The organism is Asanoa hainanensis, assembly GCF_900188485.1.
Classification (GTDB): Bacteria; Actinomycetota; Actinomycetes; order Mycobacteriales; family Micromonosporaceae; genus Asanoa; species Asanoa hainanensis.
The window spans coordinates 44036-61693 of record NZ_FZPH01000028.1 but is presented as its reverse complement, the minus strand read 5'-3'; the positions used below and the strand labels follow the sequence as shown (position 1 = coordinate 61693).

Annotated in this window: 10 protein-coding genes; 2 read left to right on the top strand and 8 right to left on the bottom strand. The window is 68.7% G+C overall.

Going from position 1 to position 17658, the window contains the following annotated elements; translation table 11 throughout:
* Nucleotides 1-317 precede the first annotated feature (317 nt).
* Both CHC05_RS38340 and CHC05_RS38335 read left to right on the top strand, forming a co-directional pair.
* The gene (locus CHC05_RS38340; RefSeq protein ID WP_179266574.1) at nt 318-1862 is read left to right on the top strand and encodes a ParB/RepB/Spo0J family partition protein; all 1545 of its coding nucleotides are present in this window, start codon (nt 318-320) and stop codon (nt 1860-1862) included.
* The gene (locus CHC05_RS38335; RefSeq protein WP_179266573.1) at nt 1859-2731 is read left to right on the top strand and encodes a ParA family protein; all 873 of its coding nucleotides are present in this window, start codon (nt 1859-1861) and stop codon (nt 2729-2731) included. The genes CHC05_RS38340 and CHC05_RS38335 overlap by 4 nt, the downstream gene beginning before the upstream one ends.
* A gap of 336 nt (nt 2732-3067) precedes the next feature.
* Here the strand turns inward: CHC05_RS38335 and CHC05_RS38330 are convergent, their stop codons facing one another.
* The 8 genes from CHC05_RS38330 to CHC05_RS41115 form a co-directional block, all read right to left on the bottom strand.
* Complete coding sequence (locus CHC05_RS38330; RefSeq protein WP_089255568.1) at nt 3068-4501, bottom strand: hypothetical protein; 1434 nt, start codon at nt 4499-4501, stop codon at nt 3068-3070.
* A gap of 478 nt (nt 4502-4979) precedes the next feature.
* Nucleotides 4980-5234 (bottom strand): hypothetical protein, encoded by a 255-nt coding sequence (locus tag CHC05_RS38325; RefSeq protein ID WP_089255567.1) that lies wholly within the window; start codon nt 5232-5234, stop codon nt 4980-4982.
* A 1087-nt stretch (nt 5235-6321) separates the two neighbouring features.
* Complete coding sequence (locus CHC05_RS38320; protein WP_089255566.1) at nt 6322-7653, bottom strand: DUF2637 domain-containing protein; 1332 nt, start codon at nt 7651-7653, stop codon at nt 6322-6324.
* A 463-nt stretch (nt 7654-8116) separates the two neighbouring features.
* On the bottom strand, nt 8117-8419 hold the full coding sequence (locus tag CHC05_RS38315) for a hypothetical protein (protein ID WP_089255565.1): 303 nt from the start codon (nt 8417-8419) through the stop codon (nt 8117-8119).
* Nucleotides 8420-8830: 411 nt separating this feature from the next.
* Nucleotides 8831-10645, bottom strand: coding sequence for a CDP-glycerol glycerophosphotransferase family protein (locus tag CHC05_RS38310; protein WP_089255564.1), 1815 nt, complete (start codon nt 10643-10645; stop codon nt 8831-8833).
* On the bottom strand, nt 10632-16082 hold the full coding sequence (locus CHC05_RS38305; protein ID WP_089255563.1) for a condensation domain-containing protein: 5451 nt from the start codon (nt 16080-16082) through the stop codon (nt 10632-10634). Before CHC05_RS38305 ends, CHC05_RS38310 begins: the two co-directional genes overlap by 14 nt.
* Nucleotides 16075-16410 (bottom strand): acyl carrier protein, encoded by a 336-nt coding sequence (locus tag CHC05_RS41120; RefSeq protein ID WP_144022972.1) that lies wholly within the window; start codon nt 16408-16410, stop codon nt 16075-16077. The genes CHC05_RS38305 and CHC05_RS41120 overlap by 8 nt, the downstream gene beginning before the upstream one ends.
* Nucleotides 16407-17657, bottom strand: a complete 1251-nt coding sequence (locus CHC05_RS41115) for a condensation domain-containing protein (protein ID WP_179266572.1) — start codon at nt 17655-17657, stop codon at nt 16407-16409. Before CHC05_RS41115 ends, CHC05_RS41120 begins: the two co-directional genes overlap by 4 nt.
* Nucleotide 17658: the final 1 nt, after the last annotated feature.

The window sequence follows — 17658 nt, the reverse complement described above, 5'->3', positions numbered from 1 at the left end:
AGGTCGCGCATCGCCTGGCCCGCGGGCCGCGCGCGCTCCCGAGCTGGGTCGGCGGCGCGAGGTGATTCCGTCGGTATCAGCACGCGGGGATCGGCAGCGCAATCCGCGCGGGTCGGCGCGAGTTTCGCCGTCTTTTGTGGATACGATGCCTCTGCTAGCAAAACTAGGTTCGCTAGCTGGACGGTCGGGGAGGCCTGGCCGACGCCGTTTCATCATCACGAAGAGCCCGTGAAAGGACCCCACGTATGGCATCCGGCGGTAGGCGCCGCGGCCTCGCTCCGTCCGCTCTCGCGGACGCCGGTGATCAGCTTGCGGCGATGCAGAACGTCATCGACGAGGCGCCGACAACGGCACCTGGCAAGGTGGTGCAGGACCTTCCGATCGACGCGGTCTCCCCGCACCCCGGCAACTCGGTAAGCCGACTCGAGGTCGACGACGACTTCGTGGAGAGCATCCGGCAGGACGGAGTCAAGTCGCCGGGCCAAGTGATCCCGGTGGCGACGTACGTTCGGACCGGAGGTGACGTCAGCGAGCTCCATAATCCAAAGGCCGACTACGTCATCGTGTGGGGTGCGCGACGCTGGGCCGGAAGCAAGGCCGCGGGTCGGGAGACGTACCCAGCGATCGTCGAAGACCGTGACATCTCGGCCACGGACATCATCAAAGACCGGATCTTGGAGAACATCCACCGACTTGACCTCAGCGAGATCGAGGAAGCCGAGCAGTACCACCTGTTGATGCTCGAGTACAAGTCGCAGCGCAAAGTGGCTCAGGTCGTCAAGAAGAGCCAGGCGCACGTGTCGCGGCGCCTACGTCTGCTGGACCTTCCCGAGGATGTGCAGCAGGCCCTGCACGCGCGGAAGATCAACTCTGAGATCGCAAACGGTCTGGGTCAGCTGGGACCAGAGCGCGTCGCGGCCGCGCTCGCTGAGATGCTTGCCGTCGCCGGAGACGACGAGGAGAAGAACCTAGCCCAGCGCCGGGAGATCCTCGACCGGGTCAAACGGACAGCGGCTCAGGAGCAGCGGGTCGCTGATGCCCGCGCTAAGGCTCATGCAGCCGGTATCACCGTGCTGGACGACCCCGTCGAACGGTTCGGCTCAGAGGTATCCCTACACCGACTCGATGTCATGTCCGAGGTCGACGCGGCCAAGGCGGCCGGTGATCTAGCAGCGCAGATTACGAGCAACGGCGATACCTACTACTTCCGGCTGTCCTTGCCTGAACCTGCCGGCGACCTGTCCTTAGCTGAGCCTGGCGGCGACGGCGCCGCGCCCGCTGATGCTCCCGGCGCCGACCCCCGCCAGCGCTCGGAGGCGACGGACGCCAATGCGCACCCCGTGGTCACGCCCGGTGATGCCGGCGGTATCACCGCTGCGGCGGGTCGGGTTCCCCGGGCGCGGAACGTCGACGTCAACGCGGTCGAGCGGCGAGCTGCCGCCCAGGCGCGCGCGGCAGCCTGCCGGCGGCTGGCGGCCAGCGTTCCAGCACGTGATCAGGTGCTCAACCGGCTGGTGTCGCGGATGCTGTCACCGGATCACAACGGGCACGCGGGGGCGGCTCGGTTGGCGGCCGAGTGGCTCCGCGCCAACAACATCGGCCCTGCGGATCTGTCCGACGGTGACTACGTCGCGCACATGTCGGCCGCCGGCGACCTACGGCTGCGGACCCACTTCGCGTATGCGCTCGACCTCGCCCTGGACGAGATGCACGTCGCCAAGAGTCTCGAGTGGAGCGAGCGCGAGGTCGCGCATCTGCGGCGGCTCCAGGACGAGGCCGAATACGAACCGACCCCGTGGGAGATGACCCAGCTCCTCGCGGCTCCGACCCCCTCTTCCTCCAGATCGGAGACCGGCCAGTGAACCCCGCGCAGACCAACGCCGGCGACGCCGCCGGCATCGCCACGACCTATGCCAACCAGAAAGGCGGCACCGGGAAGAGCACCGCAGCGGGAAACTGCGCCGCTTCCGAGGCAGCGGACCGTGCGGAGGATCTCGGCATTCAACCGTCCGAGTTGGAAGGCGACACTCTGGTCATCGATCTGGACGACCAGTGTGATGTGACCGAGAGTCTCGGCGTGGTGCCGAACATGGATCCCAAGGTACGCACTCCGAACCCCAGGGAACACGGCATCATCGCGCTGATGCTCGATGAGGACCTTGACCCGCTCGACGCCGTCAAGCGCACGAAGTACGGCGTCGACGTCATCCCGGGCCACCCGGAGATGCATCGCTTGGACGCCACGCTCGCCGGCGAGTTGACCGCGCACACCATCCTGGCGACGCACGTCGACCGGCTGCGGCGACGCTATCGGCGGATCCTGATCGACTGTCCCGGTTCGTTGGGCATCGCCACGATCAACGGCCTGGTCGCGTCGGACGAGGTGATGGTGCCGGTCAGCCCAGGCACGCTCGAGCTCAAGGGGCTGCAGCGGCTGGACACCACGATCAAGAAGACCGGCGTGGCCTTCAAGCTGCCCAACCTGAAGATCGACTTCATTTTGATCACCGACTACGACCGGCGCGAGTCCATCGCCACCCAGACGCGGCAGCGGCTGGGGGAGAAGTATCCCGAGGCGCTGCTCGACACGGTGGTGCCGCGCAGCGTCCGGGTGCCAGAGGCGCCGGGCTACGGCGAGCCGATGTGCGTCTATGACCCGGGTGGGCCAGCGGACACGGCGTTCCGGGAGGTGGTCAAGGAGATGCGTAAGCGAAGGGTGGCTCGTGGCTGACAACGAGGCAATCGGCGCAGAGTCGGCGGCCGCGTCTAAGGCGCTTGGAACCCGCGTCGACGGGGCGGTCCACTCACGAGCCCAGAACGCGTTTTGGGCAACCCGGGCAATTCCCGAGGTGGCCCACCTGACCTGGGCCAGTTGGGTTGAAGAGGCCATTCGCCGGTACACGACTGATCTCGAGAAGGAGTACAACGACGGCGATCCCTTCGCGGAGCGTCCGGGGCGGCTACCCGGGGGCCGCGTACCGGGAGCGTGACGGGCAAAGGCGAGGCGCAGCAGAGCAGGGGAGTGAGGCGGGGCATCGCGCCAGACGGGCGGTGCCCCGCCTGCTATTCAGGACGCGGTCTCAGGCGGCGTGGGCAGTTGGTCTGCGGCGCGGCGAACTCGCTCCGTTGCGGCCCGGCGCCGGGCCAAGGCCAGGATCCGCGCACTGCGGTCGGCCGTTCCGGCGGTCTCCGCAGCGACGAGGGCTGGAGCGGCGACGGCGGGAGAATCCGTCAGCTCCACAAGCCGATCCCACCCTGCGGGTGCGGTCTTCCCTGGGCGGCGCGCCCGAGCCGCGGCCGCGATGTCGTGGGCGGCCTTGGCCGCGCTGCTGGTGTCGCTCCACACCGCCGGCCCGCGCTGCGCCGCTAGAGCCGCATCGACAATGCGGGCGGCCATGCGAGACACCTGGGCCTGCCGGCGATACTCCTCACCGACTACGTAGGCGACGACGGCCTGCAGGACGCGAGAGAGACCCGAGCTCGAGGTGACCGGCCCGTATGTCTCGGCGGCCCGGTCGACCAGGAACGCGGTCCAGCCGCGCTCGGCCAAGGGCTGAAGTGCACCGGCGAGGTAGGGGAGGGGTACAACCTGCCAGCGCGGCGCTCGCTCGAGCAACCTGCGAGCAAGCGCATAACCCCTTCGCGTCCTAGGATGCCGTAGGGGGAGTGCCCCAGCTCGCCCGTCGACGAGGGTTTTTTGAGAAGAATCCCTCTTTTGGGGGGTCTTCCTACGGGATGAAGATCCACTCTCCTCAGTAGAAACCAAACCCATAAGTGGGGTGCAGAGATCATCCACAGGCGCGGCGGGCGGGCCTTCCTCGGGCTGCGTTGCCATCATCTCGCGGGCGCTCTGGGTGGCCACCAGGTAGGCGTCGAGCTGCTCTCGATCGACGTGGTCCTCCACCTCGTCCATGGCGTGTCCTCGGTCCAGGTAAGCAACTGGGACACGCAACTCGTACTCCGCGGCCAGGCGCTGCATGGCGCCGTTCTTCTCGCGCACCATGCAACCGTCCGCGTGCTGGTAGAGCAGCCCCGCCCGCTGCAGCGCCCGCAGGGCGTACTGAGCGCGCCGCTCGCTGCAGCCGACCCGTGTGTACACCTCATGCACCGACGGGCGCACCACGGGGCCATACGAGGCCGTGAGACCCGCGTAGACCTCAGCCACAGCAACTTCTACGCGCCCGAAGTCGTGCCCGTAGCGCACGGGGCGGCCAGAGGCCGCGTGCTCGTCGGCGAGCTGCTGAGCGATCTCGACGACCTGCCACGGATTGCTCAGAGCCGGGCGGCTCGCCGATAGTGGACGGTCGACGGGGTTGTACGGCAGCAGCGAGCCGAGAATCGGCGCCTCCGCGGCCGCGTCCTCCGGCTCGGCGGACGGGCGGCAGAGCCGGCAGGCGTCGACGTCGTGCGGGTTGTGCTCGCCGGGACGCACGCCGGCGCGATCGTGGGTCTCCCAGCAGCGCAGGCAGGCGACCAGACCGGGCGCCCGGGTGACACCCATCTTGTGGCGGCCGGCGATGGCGCACGGCTCGCACTCACGTTGCTCTCCAGCGGGGTGCCGGCGCGTAACAGCGTGGGAGAGTCGGTGGACACGGGCGCGCCCGGTGCGGCGCCCGGACGGTTTGGTCCAGCCCGTTTCCGGGTGTCTGGTGTCGGGGGCGGCCACAGTCGCGATATGCTCTTCGTGTGACAAATCGGTCGTCTTGTCACGCGAAAGGGCACCCTGAGCCAGGACACGCGGGAAAAACGTGCCCTGCCCGTCGAAACTGTCGGCCGCCTCCGTTACAGTGAGAGCGGGTCGCCACAAAGACATGTGGTCCCGCCCGGAGGTCGGCGCATGCTGATCCTTCGGTTAGGGATGAACGGCGGTTCCTGGAAAAGCCGGCAAGCTCAGAACCAGGGGCCGTCGTTGTCTTTTATGAACTTGTAGGAGACACACTCCTTCCAGGCTCGCTCTACCGAGCGTTCGAGTGTCCTGATCAGGCAGCCGCCAGGCGGCCGCCCGCTGAACCCTCCCCGCTGGGAAGCTGGGTACGGGCCACTTCCTGCTGGACCCACTCGGGCAACGCCTCTGGGTCAGTGCCTGGCGGCTCCAGACGCTGAACAACGCGCTCCACAGCCTCGGCGAGGCTGCAGTTGAGTGCCACAGCGATCTTGCTGAAGAACTCCTTGGCGCTGGGGTCAACCTCGGCGTACAGCGTCGCCAGCTTTCCGGGATCGGAATGGCGACGCACGCGGCGTCCTGCTGGTCGTGGCATGGTGAAGATCCTCTACCCGCCGGCGACACATTCCTAGGTTTAAGGATCGGCGTGTCGCTGTATTTCCTTGGAAAACCCGTCCGAGTGACCGTACGGAAGCTGCCGCCCAAGGTCACGATCCCGGCGTGGGCCTTATCGCCACTCGTATCGGGGGGACCTTCTCCGCCTCTGGCGACTCCGTTGGTGCGGCCAGGCTTAGCTTCGGCAGCCGACTCGGAAGCGCAGCCACGTTCTCGGCCGAGTTGACCCGGCATGGGTGCCGGCGGACGCCCGCGTTGGCGAGAGTTCGCGAAATAGGGGAGTGTCCTCTATGGGCCGTCCGCGGTCGGAAAGGACACCGTACCGCGGCGCTGACCGGGGCCCTGAGCGGGTTCGCGCATCTCACGCGACATAAAGAGCGGGTTCCGGCGCACAACTACCAGGTGATCGACCGCCAGCCGCTAGGCGCGCTCGCGCCGAACTCGATCCTGTGGTCCACCTTGGTCAACTGTGAGGGCCTCGGCCGACTGCGGCAAGCCGGCCACGCGCGCCCGGCAGTGCACCTCGGCCACAGCCGGAGGCGATCGCCGCCGTCATCGCCGGGTCATCCGTACGGCCCGGCGGCTCGTCGTGGGACCCGTACGCCGGATATTCGGGCTGCGAGGGCGAATTGGGGGCCAAGACTCGGGACGACGCGCAACGGCTCGCCGCCGCCACGCCGAAGCTAGGGCGCGTCGGCTTGGCCATCGACACCCGGGCGTTACCGGGGCCCACGGAGATGACCCAGCTCATCGCCAACTTGTGCCGGCCGCTGGCGACGCCGCCAAGGGGGTGCTGGCCCGTCGAGTTCGGTCATCAGCAGCGCCTATCGGGCCGCGGCCGGCGGCCGTCTTGCCGCCGCACCTCCATCGCACCCTCGGCGGCTTTGTAGGGGAGGGCGCCGTGCGGACTCACGCACCACCAGGAGTTTCGCCAATCATGACCGCGGACTGTACGCCGCGTGGTATGGCGAGTGCCGTCCTGGACCGGACACGACGACGGGGCCGAGGGAAGATTCCCCCATCGCGCTGGTGGCTCGCCTAAGTCACGATGCGACTGCAGTCATCCTCCGATCGTTCTCCGGCCGGTCCTGGTAGGCGTCGGGCACCGGCACGCCGACTTCGGCGGCCCTGGCGCGCAGCTGTCCGGAGCGGGCTGCGTCGCGGACGAAGCGAGCCTGTCGGTCGCTACAGCCGGCGGAGCTCTGCGCGTCCTCATTCTTGATGCCGCGGCTGCCGTCAGCGAACTGGGGGTAGGCGGCGGCGAGCCTGACCCACTGGTCCATCCAGGTAGCGCACGCCTCCGCCGTTGACGGCACCTTCACCTGTTGGGCCGTCTCGGCCTCTGGCGCCTCGGGCACCGAGGCGGTGACCGACGCCGGCCGCGCGGCGGTGTCGAGGGCGCCAACAGTCGGCCGGCTTGCCGCGTGGATGCTCCGGGCGGCGGTGAAGCCGGCAGCGGGCTTCTGGGCCGGTGCGGATGCCCTGGCTGCGGCCTCTTCCATCTCGCGGCGGATGGCGGTGAGCTCGCCCTGGCGGCGGGCATCCTCCAGATTGCGGGCATGCACCGCCGCGGCCGCGGCGGCTCGTGCCCGGACCCTGATGGTCTTGACGTGCTGCCAGTGGTCGATCGCCTCGCGGACGCTGGGCCGCTGGCCCTCTTCGCGGCGCCGCGGCGGGTGGTTGATCCAGCACAGCATCACCGGGATCGTCGACCAGTGTGTGAACCAACGCCAGCCCATCGATGGGTACTTCGACTTGACGAAGTCACCGTCGGGCATGAACAGCTCGAGGACCATGTGGAACATGAACATCCCGACGATGCTCATCACGGCGTAGTACAGACCTGCCGCCATCGAGCCGTCGGCGCCACCCTCGCCGTACTGGAAGCCGCAGAAGGCGGAAAAGATCGTCATGCCCCAGATGAGCATGTGGGCTTTGGCCGGGCTCTTTCGCTTGGCAACGAAGGCGAGCGACAACAGCAGCGCACCGATGACGACGCCGTCGAGGGTGAGCGGCGTGGCCGGCACCATGACGCCGTGACGGCCGAGGAAGTCCTCAGCGAAGCCGGCGATCGCCTGGAAGCTCGATGCGAAAAGCCCAATGTAGAGCAGGATGCAGACGGTAGCGGCAAATTTTACCAGTCGATCGGCCGTGCGGGCGTTCGAACGGGCCTCCGCAGCCTTGGCCTGTTCGTCAGCAGAGCCGGGCCTGCTCCTCTGCAGTTCGCGCAGCTGATCACGCAACCGCCGCGCTTCCGTGCGATTACGTGCGGCCTTCCGCAGGGCCCAGAAGCCGACGGTCATCAGCAGCAGCCCCAGAACGGCACCGAAAATCCACTGCCATATCGGGACGGTGGCGGGCAGTACGAGCTTCATCGAGTGTCCTCCTGATGGTCTGCGGTTCCATACAACAGGCCAGGCGTCACGTGCTACACGTGGGGTAGAGATCCGCACGCTAGCCTGCCGGCCCGGCAGAGCGAGTGTGCTGGCTCACCGCTGGCGTGGCCGCCGCACGCGAAGTGGTCCGCGTCGTACGCGGCCGGGGCTGTTGGCAACCCTTCCTTGGCGATCACCAGCGGGGCTCCTTCGCTCACTGGACCGGGGCGCTTCTCGGGTTGCCCTGATCTCTGGACAACGGCACGGGCCCGCGCAATTCTCGCGGCAAACCGTTAGCGGTTACGCTGTAGGCCCCGTCGATGCGCCGGTAATCGCAGTCACTTGGTCTTGGTCTTGCTGCCAGCGTCGCGGTTGGCTGGCCTTGGTCGGTGAGGGCCGCCGTCGTGACGGGTGACCTTTCGGGGGTCGGCAGCTTGCCATCCGGGGGCCCGAACGTGCGGGTTCAGGTGGCGCAGTCGGTGCACAGCTTCCGCCCGCGGACGGTGATGGCCATGTGCTCGCCGGCTTCGACCGGGCGCAGGCAGCGGAGGCAGGCTTCGCTGGTGGTGACCACCTGCCACCCCACGATGGGGTCCTGCTTGGCCGGGTCGAAGTCGAACTCGATCAGCCGGGGGCTCGTGTGCTGCCGGTCAGGGTCGGGCTGCGGGCCAAGCATCGTCATGATCAGCCGAGTCCGCACGCAGGCCTCGATGGGAGGCTCGTCGTAGCCTGCGACAAACCGGGCGCCAAACGGATCCTGGCTCATCGAGCTACTCCCTGTGGCACGGTGCGCGGGAGTGACCGCAGCGCGGCGCGGAAGGTGCGGCCCGTCCTCATGAGCGTCTTCCCTTCGGCGCTGTCGCGAAGGCCGTAGCCCCGGGGCAACTGCAGCGAATTGTCGTTAGCGGAAACGTGAGCAGGGAGCATCGGTCTGCTCGCACGGGCCCCCCGGTAGAGGTGCATCACCACCGGAATCGCTTTCGCATTCGCCGCGCGGTCTTGCGCGGAGACCGGGCCGCATGATCCGGCTTACATGATCTTTACGTCCGGGTCGGTGTTGTCGTGGGCGGGGGCCGGTACTGCGGTCGCCCAAGCCGTCAGCAGTACGGTGCAAGTTGCGGTCTGTGCCTCGTCAGCCGCTGACAGCAGTTGGTCGACCATCTGCGCCAGGCCCTAGCTAGCCGCCTTCGTGGGCCGGGTGGTCCCGCAGCCCCATCCGGCCGGAGTTCAGGAGGTCGTTAGCTGCCAGTTCGAATCGTGGGAATGAGTCTTGATAGTCCGACCCGAGAAGACTATTAGCCAGATCTCTACGGGCGTCGGCGAGGGGATCGTCGGGGTACGACCGCATACATGCGTCGATGAAGTCGCCGACGTCATTCGCGGTTCGGCCGATGATGTAGGCGCCCGCCGCCACCGGGAAATTATGCCTGAACTCGTCGTTTGTATGCGAAGTCATGTTGACCATAGCAAATGGCCGCTGGGTGGCAACGAAGTCGGACGCTACTCCGGAGACGTCGGTAATGAGAAGGTCCACTTCATCAAAGTATTCGTGGAGCATCCGCTGGGAGTCAGTAATGGTGCGGTGCGGTTGCTCGGGTGCGGCAGAAGGTGGAGCCGACGCGTTCGCCGCCTCTAGGCGCTGGGAGATGTCGTCTCGCGCCCGGCGTGCCTGTTCGGAGAAAAATCCCGTCTTCGGGTGAGGTTTGAACCACACTCGCAGCTCTGTTGGGTGCGCCAGAAGCGCATCGATTATGGCGGTGCCACGTTCTGCTAGCGACGAGTAGTTGTTGTCGGCGTTCCACGCCTCCCACGTCGGCGCATATAGTACGGTCATGCCGAACGGCGTGTTCCAATTGCGCCGTGTTGTGGCGGACAACCCGGCGAGCTGTGGGCGGCCGATCTCCACGATGCGGTCCTCGTCGAGATGAAAAGGGGCGCGCAGATAGCGCTCCCGCCCGATCCGACCGGCCACCCATACCTGGTCGTACAGGAGGTCAGCGCGACTGGCGCTGCTGTTCTTGTCACTGTCCCCGTGGTTCAACAGGACAAGCCGTGACGAGGGTAGGTGCGCTGCAACGAGATAGTTGTCCATCAGGCCGCTGGGGAAGAATGTGATGGCCACATCCTGTGGCATGACGGCTCTCAGGTCGCCGAACGACGCACCGACGAGAAGCGGGCAGGACGGCGGGTTGAGTTCGAAGGAGTCCTCCTCGATCAGGTAGGAGATCTCGCGATCTCTCATCACGATGATGGTCGGCATTGGCAGCCGCTCGAATACGGGCAGCCACATCGCGACGTGGATGCGGTCGGTCGGATGGCTGAGTGCGTACAGCATCAGTCGTGGCTGGAAGCTCTCCACCTGGCGCCGGATGACGTCGATCACGGATCGTCGGTTCGCCAGATGCTTGTTGCGGCGCACGTGAGCCGACAGGGCGACAGCACATGCAGTCTCACCTGTCAGGACCGTTACTGCAGTGGATATTGCGACCGCCGGCCGGTCGGTGGCGGCGGTCGCGGCGACCGCGACCGCTATCGCGCTGGTCCCGAATCTTTCCACGCCGGGGTCGATGAGTCGCAACAACTGGCCAGGTGGGGCAGGGATACGAAGCTCGGCCAGGTCGATGTTGCGGGTGATGAATGGCAAAGTTCGGTGCTGCGCGAGCTGCCGCCGCAGAAGCGATAGCCCGACAGCGCCGAGTTGGGAGCAGACCAGCACCGCGAAACCGGCGATCACCGGCAACGCCCGGCTCTGGACGGCGGCGAGCCCGGCTAGCGCAGCGACGCCGCGAAGGCCCGCCCTAGCGACGGCGCTCCGGTTCTGCACCGCGCGGTTGGAGGCACCCAGACTGTCGCGGCATGCCTCGGTCAGTAGGTCGGCAGCCAGCAAGCTCAGCAGCCACCAGGCAGGTGTCAGCAGACCTACTGGCACGAGGGCCGACGTCACAAGCGTCGCGATGTGGTCGGCGGTCTCGCGGCGGTTAGGGCGTCGCATGCCGGCCTTCTGTCCCGGGCCGTCCCGGCGGGTGGGGTTGCGCCGGCACGATCTCCCCGCCGTCCAGTCGTTCCATTAGCCGCCGAGCGAGCCGGTGTACCGCGTCCTGATCGCGATCGCCGAGGGTGGTGCAGCGGATCCGGGCGCTGTCGTCCGCGCGCACGGTGGCCTCAACTTGGACGGGAAAATGGAACACGTCGCGGTACGCCAGTTGCCGGATCCTGCTGCGTTCTTCAGGCGGGTGCTGCTTGAGGTAGTTGAAGCTGATCGCAGGGGTGTTCCAGCCAGGCCATCCTGCGGCCGCTGCGCGGGCTGCGGGTAGTGCGGGCGAGCCTTGGTGGACGGAGTGGGCGATGGAGTCCCGGTCGCCGTCGATGCCTAAGGGGTGCAGGTACCAAAGCATGCCCAGGGCCGCGTCCGAGCCGGGGATGTCGGGGTCGCGGCCGCTGGTCACCACGTGCAGCGTGCGTGCGCCGACGGTGTCACGGCCGGCGTGGGCGACGACGGATGCCAGAGCGGCTTTCGTGTCGACGCGGCGGTCCCGGGCCCAGCCGCGTAGCTGACTCATCGTGGCTGCTGAGACCTCCACGTCGAGCAGGACCGGGCCTGCCCCGGCAGTTGGAGGTGGTGGTGGCCCGTGGCTGATCGGGACGCTGATGTTCGCCGTCTCTGCGGCGACGTGCTTGCACAGCAGCCGGCGCATCCGCGCGGATGACGGTAGGTGCGGCGCGGGCCCCCCGTCGAGGTGTGCGGCCAGGGCGTCGAGCAGGTGCAGGAAGGCGCGGTTGCTGGCTCCGTCCATCAGGGCGTGGTGAGTCTGCATGCCGAGCAGAAGTGTGTCGTCCTGGGAGAAGAGCGTGATGTCGACCAGCGGCGACCCGGTCACGGCGTCGGCGGCGCTGACGGTGTCGGGGCCGTCGACCCATTGCAGGGCTGCGGGACGGCCGCCAGGAGCGAGGCTGATCGCGGGGGCGCCGTCTGGCAACCACCGCTGGACGATGGTGCGGCCGTCGGTGTCGAAACGCCGGTGGAAGGGGTCGAAGCGCGCGCAAAGGTCGCCCAGCAGGTCGACGAATGCCGCGGTGTCCGCGACGCCGGAGACGGCGATCAGCTGCCGGGGCAGGTAACGGCCGGGGCCTCCGGTGGCGTGGTGCAGCATCATCTGTTGCATTGCGCTGGCCGGGATCGTGCTCGCTGGGCGGAGGCGTGCCGGTGTGTCGGCGGCCGGCGTCGTGCGGCGAATCGCGTCGGCTAGGGCGTCGAGTATCGCGGCGGCGTGGGCGTCCGGGAGACGGTCTGGGTCGAAGTCGAGGACTGCCTGGATGTCTGCGTATTGCTGGCGGAAGGTGATGGCCGCCTCGTAGGGCAGAAGATTGCCGGCGCCTGCGGCGGACGCGGGCACGGCGGCGAGCCGGCGGATCAGCGGTGTGCTGTGTGGCTGCGTCGCGTCGTCGTCGAGACGGAGATCCATAGCGAACCGGCCGATCCGCAGATCGTCGTGCTCGGCCGGTAACCAGCGCAGCGCACCGTAGCTGAGCCCGGCGTCGGGCGCCTCCTCAAGGCCGGCGTTGATCCGGTCGACGGCGGACTCGGTCAGCGGGACGTGTTCGACGACGATGGGGTGGTGGAGGCCGAACCAGCCGACGGCCGCGCTGAGATCCATCTCGTCAACGGTGGTGCGGCCGTTGCGTTCCACGTCGACGACGGTGGCTCCCGGGCCTTCAGTCACGGCTAGCGCGTGGCCAAGAGCGGCGGGTAGCACCCGAGACGGTGGGCGTTGCCAGCGGCTGCGGATCCGGTCGGCAGGTCCGAGCTCGACGGTCAGTCGGTGGCCGCGCCGGGGCTGGGCGTCCATTCGTCCGGTGCGGCCGGCTGCCAGTCGCTGCCGCCACTCGGCGGCATCGAGCGTGAACGCCCCTGCCCGGTGCTGCCGCAGGACGGCGTCGGTGAACGCGGAGAAGCCGTTGTCGGGTTGAGCCGGTTCCCCGGACAGCAGCGCAAGGAGCCGGTCTTCCAGCACCCGCCATGACCACACGTCAATGACGAGGTGATGCGCGGCCAGGACGAGCACCCCGGAACCGTGCTGGTCGCGGACGGCGAGGGCGCGCAGCAGCGGGGCGGCGCGGTGGTCGACGGCGTCGTGCAGCGACGAGATCGCCGCCTCCAGCCGCTGGTCGGTGGCATCGCTGTCCAGGACCTCGACGGCGACGTAGTCAACGTGCGCGGCATGTGCGGGAGAGTCCGGGGTGTCGAAGACCGCGCGCAGAACCGGTGTCGCGCCGATCAGCGCGGACATCGCCTGTTCCAGCGTTGTTCGCGGCGGCAGCACATCGAACGAGATGAGATGGCGCTGCTGCCAGCGGTGCGGCTGGGCAAGCTGTAGGGCGAAGAACCATCGTTGCGTGGGGCTCAGCTCGATGACGGTGGCCGGTGCGGGCATGGTTGCCTCACGCGGTGCGGGGCTACACAGCTGCTGCAGGTCGATGAAGCGAGGGTGGGAATACACATCGGCCGGGCTCACGGTCAGCCCGCTGTCGCGGGCGGTGCGGACCAGACGCAGCACGGTCAGCGAGTCCCCGCCGGCAGCGAAGAAGTCGTCGTCGTCGGCCGGCGGCGTCCCCAGGACGGCCGTCCACGCCGTGGCGAGCGGGCCCGTTTCCCCGGGGCGCCGGGCTGCGGTCACGGGCTCGGGGAGCGGCAACGCCGTCTGATCCACCTGTCCCGATGGGGTCCGCGGGATGGCGGTTACCGGCACGAGCCGGTGCGGAACCGCCGCCGGCGGCAGGTCGCGGCGTAGGGCCCGGTCCAACTGTGCGGCATCCGGGCAGCCAGCGACGAACAGGATCAGTTCCAGATCGGCCGCCGCGTCCCGTACGGTCGTTGTCGCGCAGGCGTCGGTGCACAGCCGGGTTGACCGGGCTGCCGCCTCGACGGCGTCGAGCTCGACGCGGGTTCCGCGAATCTTGACCTGCCGGTCCGTCCGTCCAGTGATCACCAGTTGCCCGTCATGGTCGAGCAGCGCCACGTCTCCGGTGAGGTAGCCGCGGCGGCCGGGCGAGCAAGGGTCGTCGCGGAACCGTTGGCGGGTCAGCTCGGCGTCCTCGAGGTATCCAAGAGCGACGCCAGCGCCGGTGAGCAGCAGGTGGCCGGACACGCCCGGCGGTGCGGAAGCGGCGTTGTCGATGAGCACCCGGGCGCCGAGCCCGCGGATGGGCGCGCCGACCGGCACCGGCTCTGCGCCGCCGGTCACGGTGGCGACGGCGGCGGTGACGGTCGCCTCGGTGGGGCCGTAGATGTTGAAATGCCGCGCGCCGGGCGCGGAGGCGAGGTCCGCACTTCGGCAATGGTCCCCGGCCGAGGCGAGCATCTGTAGGGCGGGCGCGTCGGCACCGGCGAGCAGGCGCACCATGGGTGCGGGCAGGAAGGCGTGGGTCACTCGGGCGCTCACCAGAGCGGAACTCAGGTCGCTTGTCGCCGGATCGACATGGACGAGGGTCGCTCCTGCCGTCAACGAGCCGGCCACGTGGCAGATCCACGGGTCGACGACCGGGGGTGCGATCAGCAGGACTCTGCTGCCGGCGGAGATCTCGAATCGCTGCGCCTCTCCTTGGATCAGGTTCGATAACGCGGCCCGGCTGACCACAACGCCCTTGGGGGTTCCGGTTGTGCCGGACGTGAAGATGATGTAGGCAGGGCTATCCGGCCCGGCTGGCGGCCGAGCATGACCGGGTGATACGCGGAGACGGTCGACACCGGTGGCGGTGATGCGGGCGACGGCCCGGCATCGCCGTTCCATCGGTGCCGGATCGGTGCCGGTCGAGTCGTCGAACGGCACGTAGACCGCGTTCACGGTCAGCGTCGCGAGGAAGGCGGCGATACGGTCGATCAAGGGTAGGCCGCCCACGCTGACGCAGTCGCCGGGCTTGGCGACGGACCGCAGCGCCTGGATCATCTCCTCGGCGCTCCGGTGCAGCTGCCTCGCGGTGTAGGTCAGCCCGCCGTCCTCGACCACGACGATTTCGGGGTGTTCCAGCAAGGTTGCCATCGCGGCGGCCTCGACGGCGCGGAACGGGTAGGGCCGGCGCGGGGTCGCGGTCCGCTCGACGGCTGCCCGCGCGTCGGCGGGTAAGAGGGTGTCGCTATGCAGCGGTGTCGCGGGCGCGTCGACGAAGGCACAAAGAAAGGCACCTATCGTGGCGCCGAGCGCGGGCAGGTGTTTGGCGAAGGAACTGCCCGCCGGGGCGCGGACGACGAGGTCCAGACGCCCGTCCGGGTTTTGTGTCGCCATGGTGATGAGGCCGCCGGCCTGGTCGGTGCTCGGCAGGTCGATGCGCCGGGCCGTGGCGTCGTTATCGGCGATGGCGGGGTCGTCGCGTCGCTGCACGACGAGCACCGCGGCGTCGGGCGTGGTGAGGGCGGCGGGTGCGCCCAGCTCGTCCAACAGCGTGGCGTCGACTGCGGCGTGCTCACGCAGTTCCAGCAGGCATCGGGTTACCCGGCCGACGTGAACGCCGAGCGTGTCTGCCCAGTCGTGCTGGATCCGCACCGGCACCACGGTCGTCATCTGGCCGAACATGTCCAGCTGATTCGCAGTTCTGGTGTCGATCGCGACGAAGGTGGTGACGTCTCCACGGCCCTGGTACCGGGCGAGTGCGTGGGCGTGGGCGGCCAGAAGGACACCCGCCCGGGTCGCGCGCGCCCGGGCAGCGCCACGATCGATGTCGCCAAGCGTGATGCTGTCGAGGGTCGTGCGCCAGACCTGGGCATCGCTGCCATCGGCGGCGCCGCTGGTGGGGGTGAACCCCTCGAACTGGCGTGCCCAGTACGAACGGGTGTGTTCGTCGGCATCGGTTGCGGCGGACAGCGCCGCCGAGTAGGCCGGCGGCTGCCGCAGCTCGGGCGGTGTCGCCGTCTCGTCGTGCCGGTACCGTGTGGCGACCGCTCGGTGCAGCAGGGCCATCGACTGGCCGTCGGCGACGATGTGATCGATTATCTCGACGACTGCCCATCTGTCGTCGTTCAGTCGCAAGACCTCCACGGCCGCGAGGGGGCCTGCGGCAGGATCGAAGCGGCGTCGCCGGTGACGGTCGACTTGATCCCGCAACCATTCGTTGGCGTCGGGGGTGGCTCGCGCGTCCACGTAGCGCACCTCAACACGCGGTGTTGTGCCCCGTGCCCAGCCGTGGCGGGGGTGCCAGGTCAGGTACAGGGCGTCGTAGGTCGCCAACGTCTTCCGGTAGGCCGCGCAGAGACGGTCGCTATCGAGGGCGCCAGTGACGGTGTACGCGTAGGCACAGTTGATGCCCTCACCGCCGGCGGCCCGGGACAGCAGCAGGCCGCGTTGAGCGGGATGCGCCGGCAGGAACGGCTCACCACCGGTGGCGGCGAACACGCCGGTCACGCGCACCGGTGAGCTGGGGGCCGTCGTGTCAGCCATGGCCGGCGGTCTGTGGTCGGGTGTGTAGGAGTGTCGCGAGTGCGCGCGGGGTGGGATGGTCGAGGACGTCCAGAGCGGTGAGTCGCGCACCGACGGCCTGCTGGACTGCCCCGGTGAGCCGGACCAGGTCGAGGCTGCTCAGACCGGCCAGGAGTATGTCGTCGTCGGCGCCGATCGGGGTTCCCGCGATGCCCGTACACAACGCGGCGATCTGTTCGGCGGTCAGGGCAGGTCCCGGCGCCGCCGCGGCGGCACCGGAACAGGTCGCGGTCTCGGGTTCGGCTGCCGACGGAGGTTGGCTGCCGGCTGCGCGGACGTCATCGCTCATCTGTGCTCCTGATCCGTGGCGAGCCCGGCGTACCGGGCGAGCGTTTCGAGGAACGAGCGGGTCATGCAACCTGCCGCCGCGTCGTCGAGAACTCCGTCGCGCCACAGCAGCCGCCCGTCGCCGGGCGTTTGGCGGGTCCCTGGCGCCAGGAAGCAGGCGAGGCCAGCCTTGGCCGGGCTGTCCGGAGGAGGAAGCTGACGCCACCGGACGGAACCGGTGGCGCGGTGCCCAGCACGGGACTCGAAGGACAGCATGGCGTGGGGCTCGCCACCGAGGAGCGGGCGGAGCTGGGCGATGTCGGCGTGGGATCGCGCGGCCGCGAACTCCAGGTCGTGCTGCCAGCGGCGGATGGTCTCGACTGTGCCGGCCGCGGGGCGGGCCGGCACCCACACCGTGTTGACGTAGCATCCGACGACGTCGTGGTCAGCGAGGTCCGCGCGGCGTGAGACGGGAACCGCGACGGTCACAGCCGGGCTGCCGAAATGGTCGCGAAGGACGTCGCCGAAGGCGGCGCCGTACACGGCCGCGACGGGAACCCGCGCGATGCGGGCCTGGCGGGCGCAGCCGTCGGTCACCTCGGGTGGGATGGCGAATCTGAGCAGAGCTGTCGGCTCCGCTCTGCGCACGGTGCTGGTGCCGGTGCTCGTCAGGGTGGCGTCCCGTAACGCGGTGGCGGCCTCCAGCGTGGCCTGCCGGCCAGCCGCACGTGCAGGTTCGCTGATGGTCGTCTGTGCCCAGCATCTGTAGCGCGGGTCGTGGCCGGTCGGCACCGGCTGTCCGGCCGCCCGGCGGAAGATCTCGTTCCAGAGTAGATCGACGGCGTGTTCGTCGACGAAAAGGTGGTGCGTGACGAGGGCGCAGACCCCGCTGTCCTGGCCGCGGCGAAAGAAGATGATGGTGGTGTGCGGCCGCGCGGCCCGCTCGAGGACCTGGACGTAGCGGTGTCGCTCCCGCCGGAGCCGTTTCTGGATCGTCGTGCCGGCGTGCTCCGGATCCGCCGCGCGTAGATCCACATTTTCCGTGGCGAGGACGTCGCTGTCTTCGACGGTGACGATGATGTCCCCGGCAGGGCTGACGGCGGGTTGCCAGGCGAACACCTCGTGGCGGGTGATGGTGGCCCGTGCTGCCTCCGGCAGTTCCTCCCACGTCGGCACCCCGGATACCTCGACCGGGCTGACGACGGTGTAGGTGGCGGGATCCGGCGCCCAGGTCTCCGCGGCGAGGATCCCCAGCTGAGGTGCAGACAAC

What these genes read in the sequence shown, in the direction of transcription:
- CHC05_RS38340 (WP_179266574.1), top strand. Translation starts at nt 318, where the DNA reads ATGCAGAACGTCATCGACGAGGCGCCGACAACGGCACCTGGCAAGGTG.
- CHC05_RS38330 (WP_089255568.1), bottom strand. Translation starts at nt 4,501, where the DNA reads ATGGGTGTCACCCGGGCGCCCGGTCTGGTCGCCTGCCTGCGCTGCTGG.
- CHC05_RS38320 (WP_089255566.1), bottom strand. Translation starts at nt 7,653, where the DNA reads ATGAAGCTCGTACTGCCCGCCACCGTCCCGATATGGCAGTGGATTTTC.
- CHC05_RS38315 (WP_089255565.1), bottom strand. Translation starts at nt 8,419, where the DNA reads ATGAGCCAGGATCCGTTTGGCGCCCGGTTTGTCGCAGGCTACGACGAG.
- CHC05_RS38310 (WP_089255564.1), bottom strand. Translation starts at nt 10,645, where the DNA reads ATGCGACGCCCTAACCGCCGCGAGACCGCCGACCACATCGCGACGCTT.
- CHC05_RS38305 (WP_089255563.1), bottom strand. Translation starts at nt 16,082, where the DNA reads ATGGCTGACACGACGGCCCCCAGCTCACCGGTGCGCGTGACCGGCGTG.
- CHC05_RS41120 (WP_144022972.1), bottom strand. Translation starts at nt 16,410, where the DNA reads ATGAGCGATGACGTCCGCGCAGCCGGCAGCCAACCTCCGTCGGCAGCC.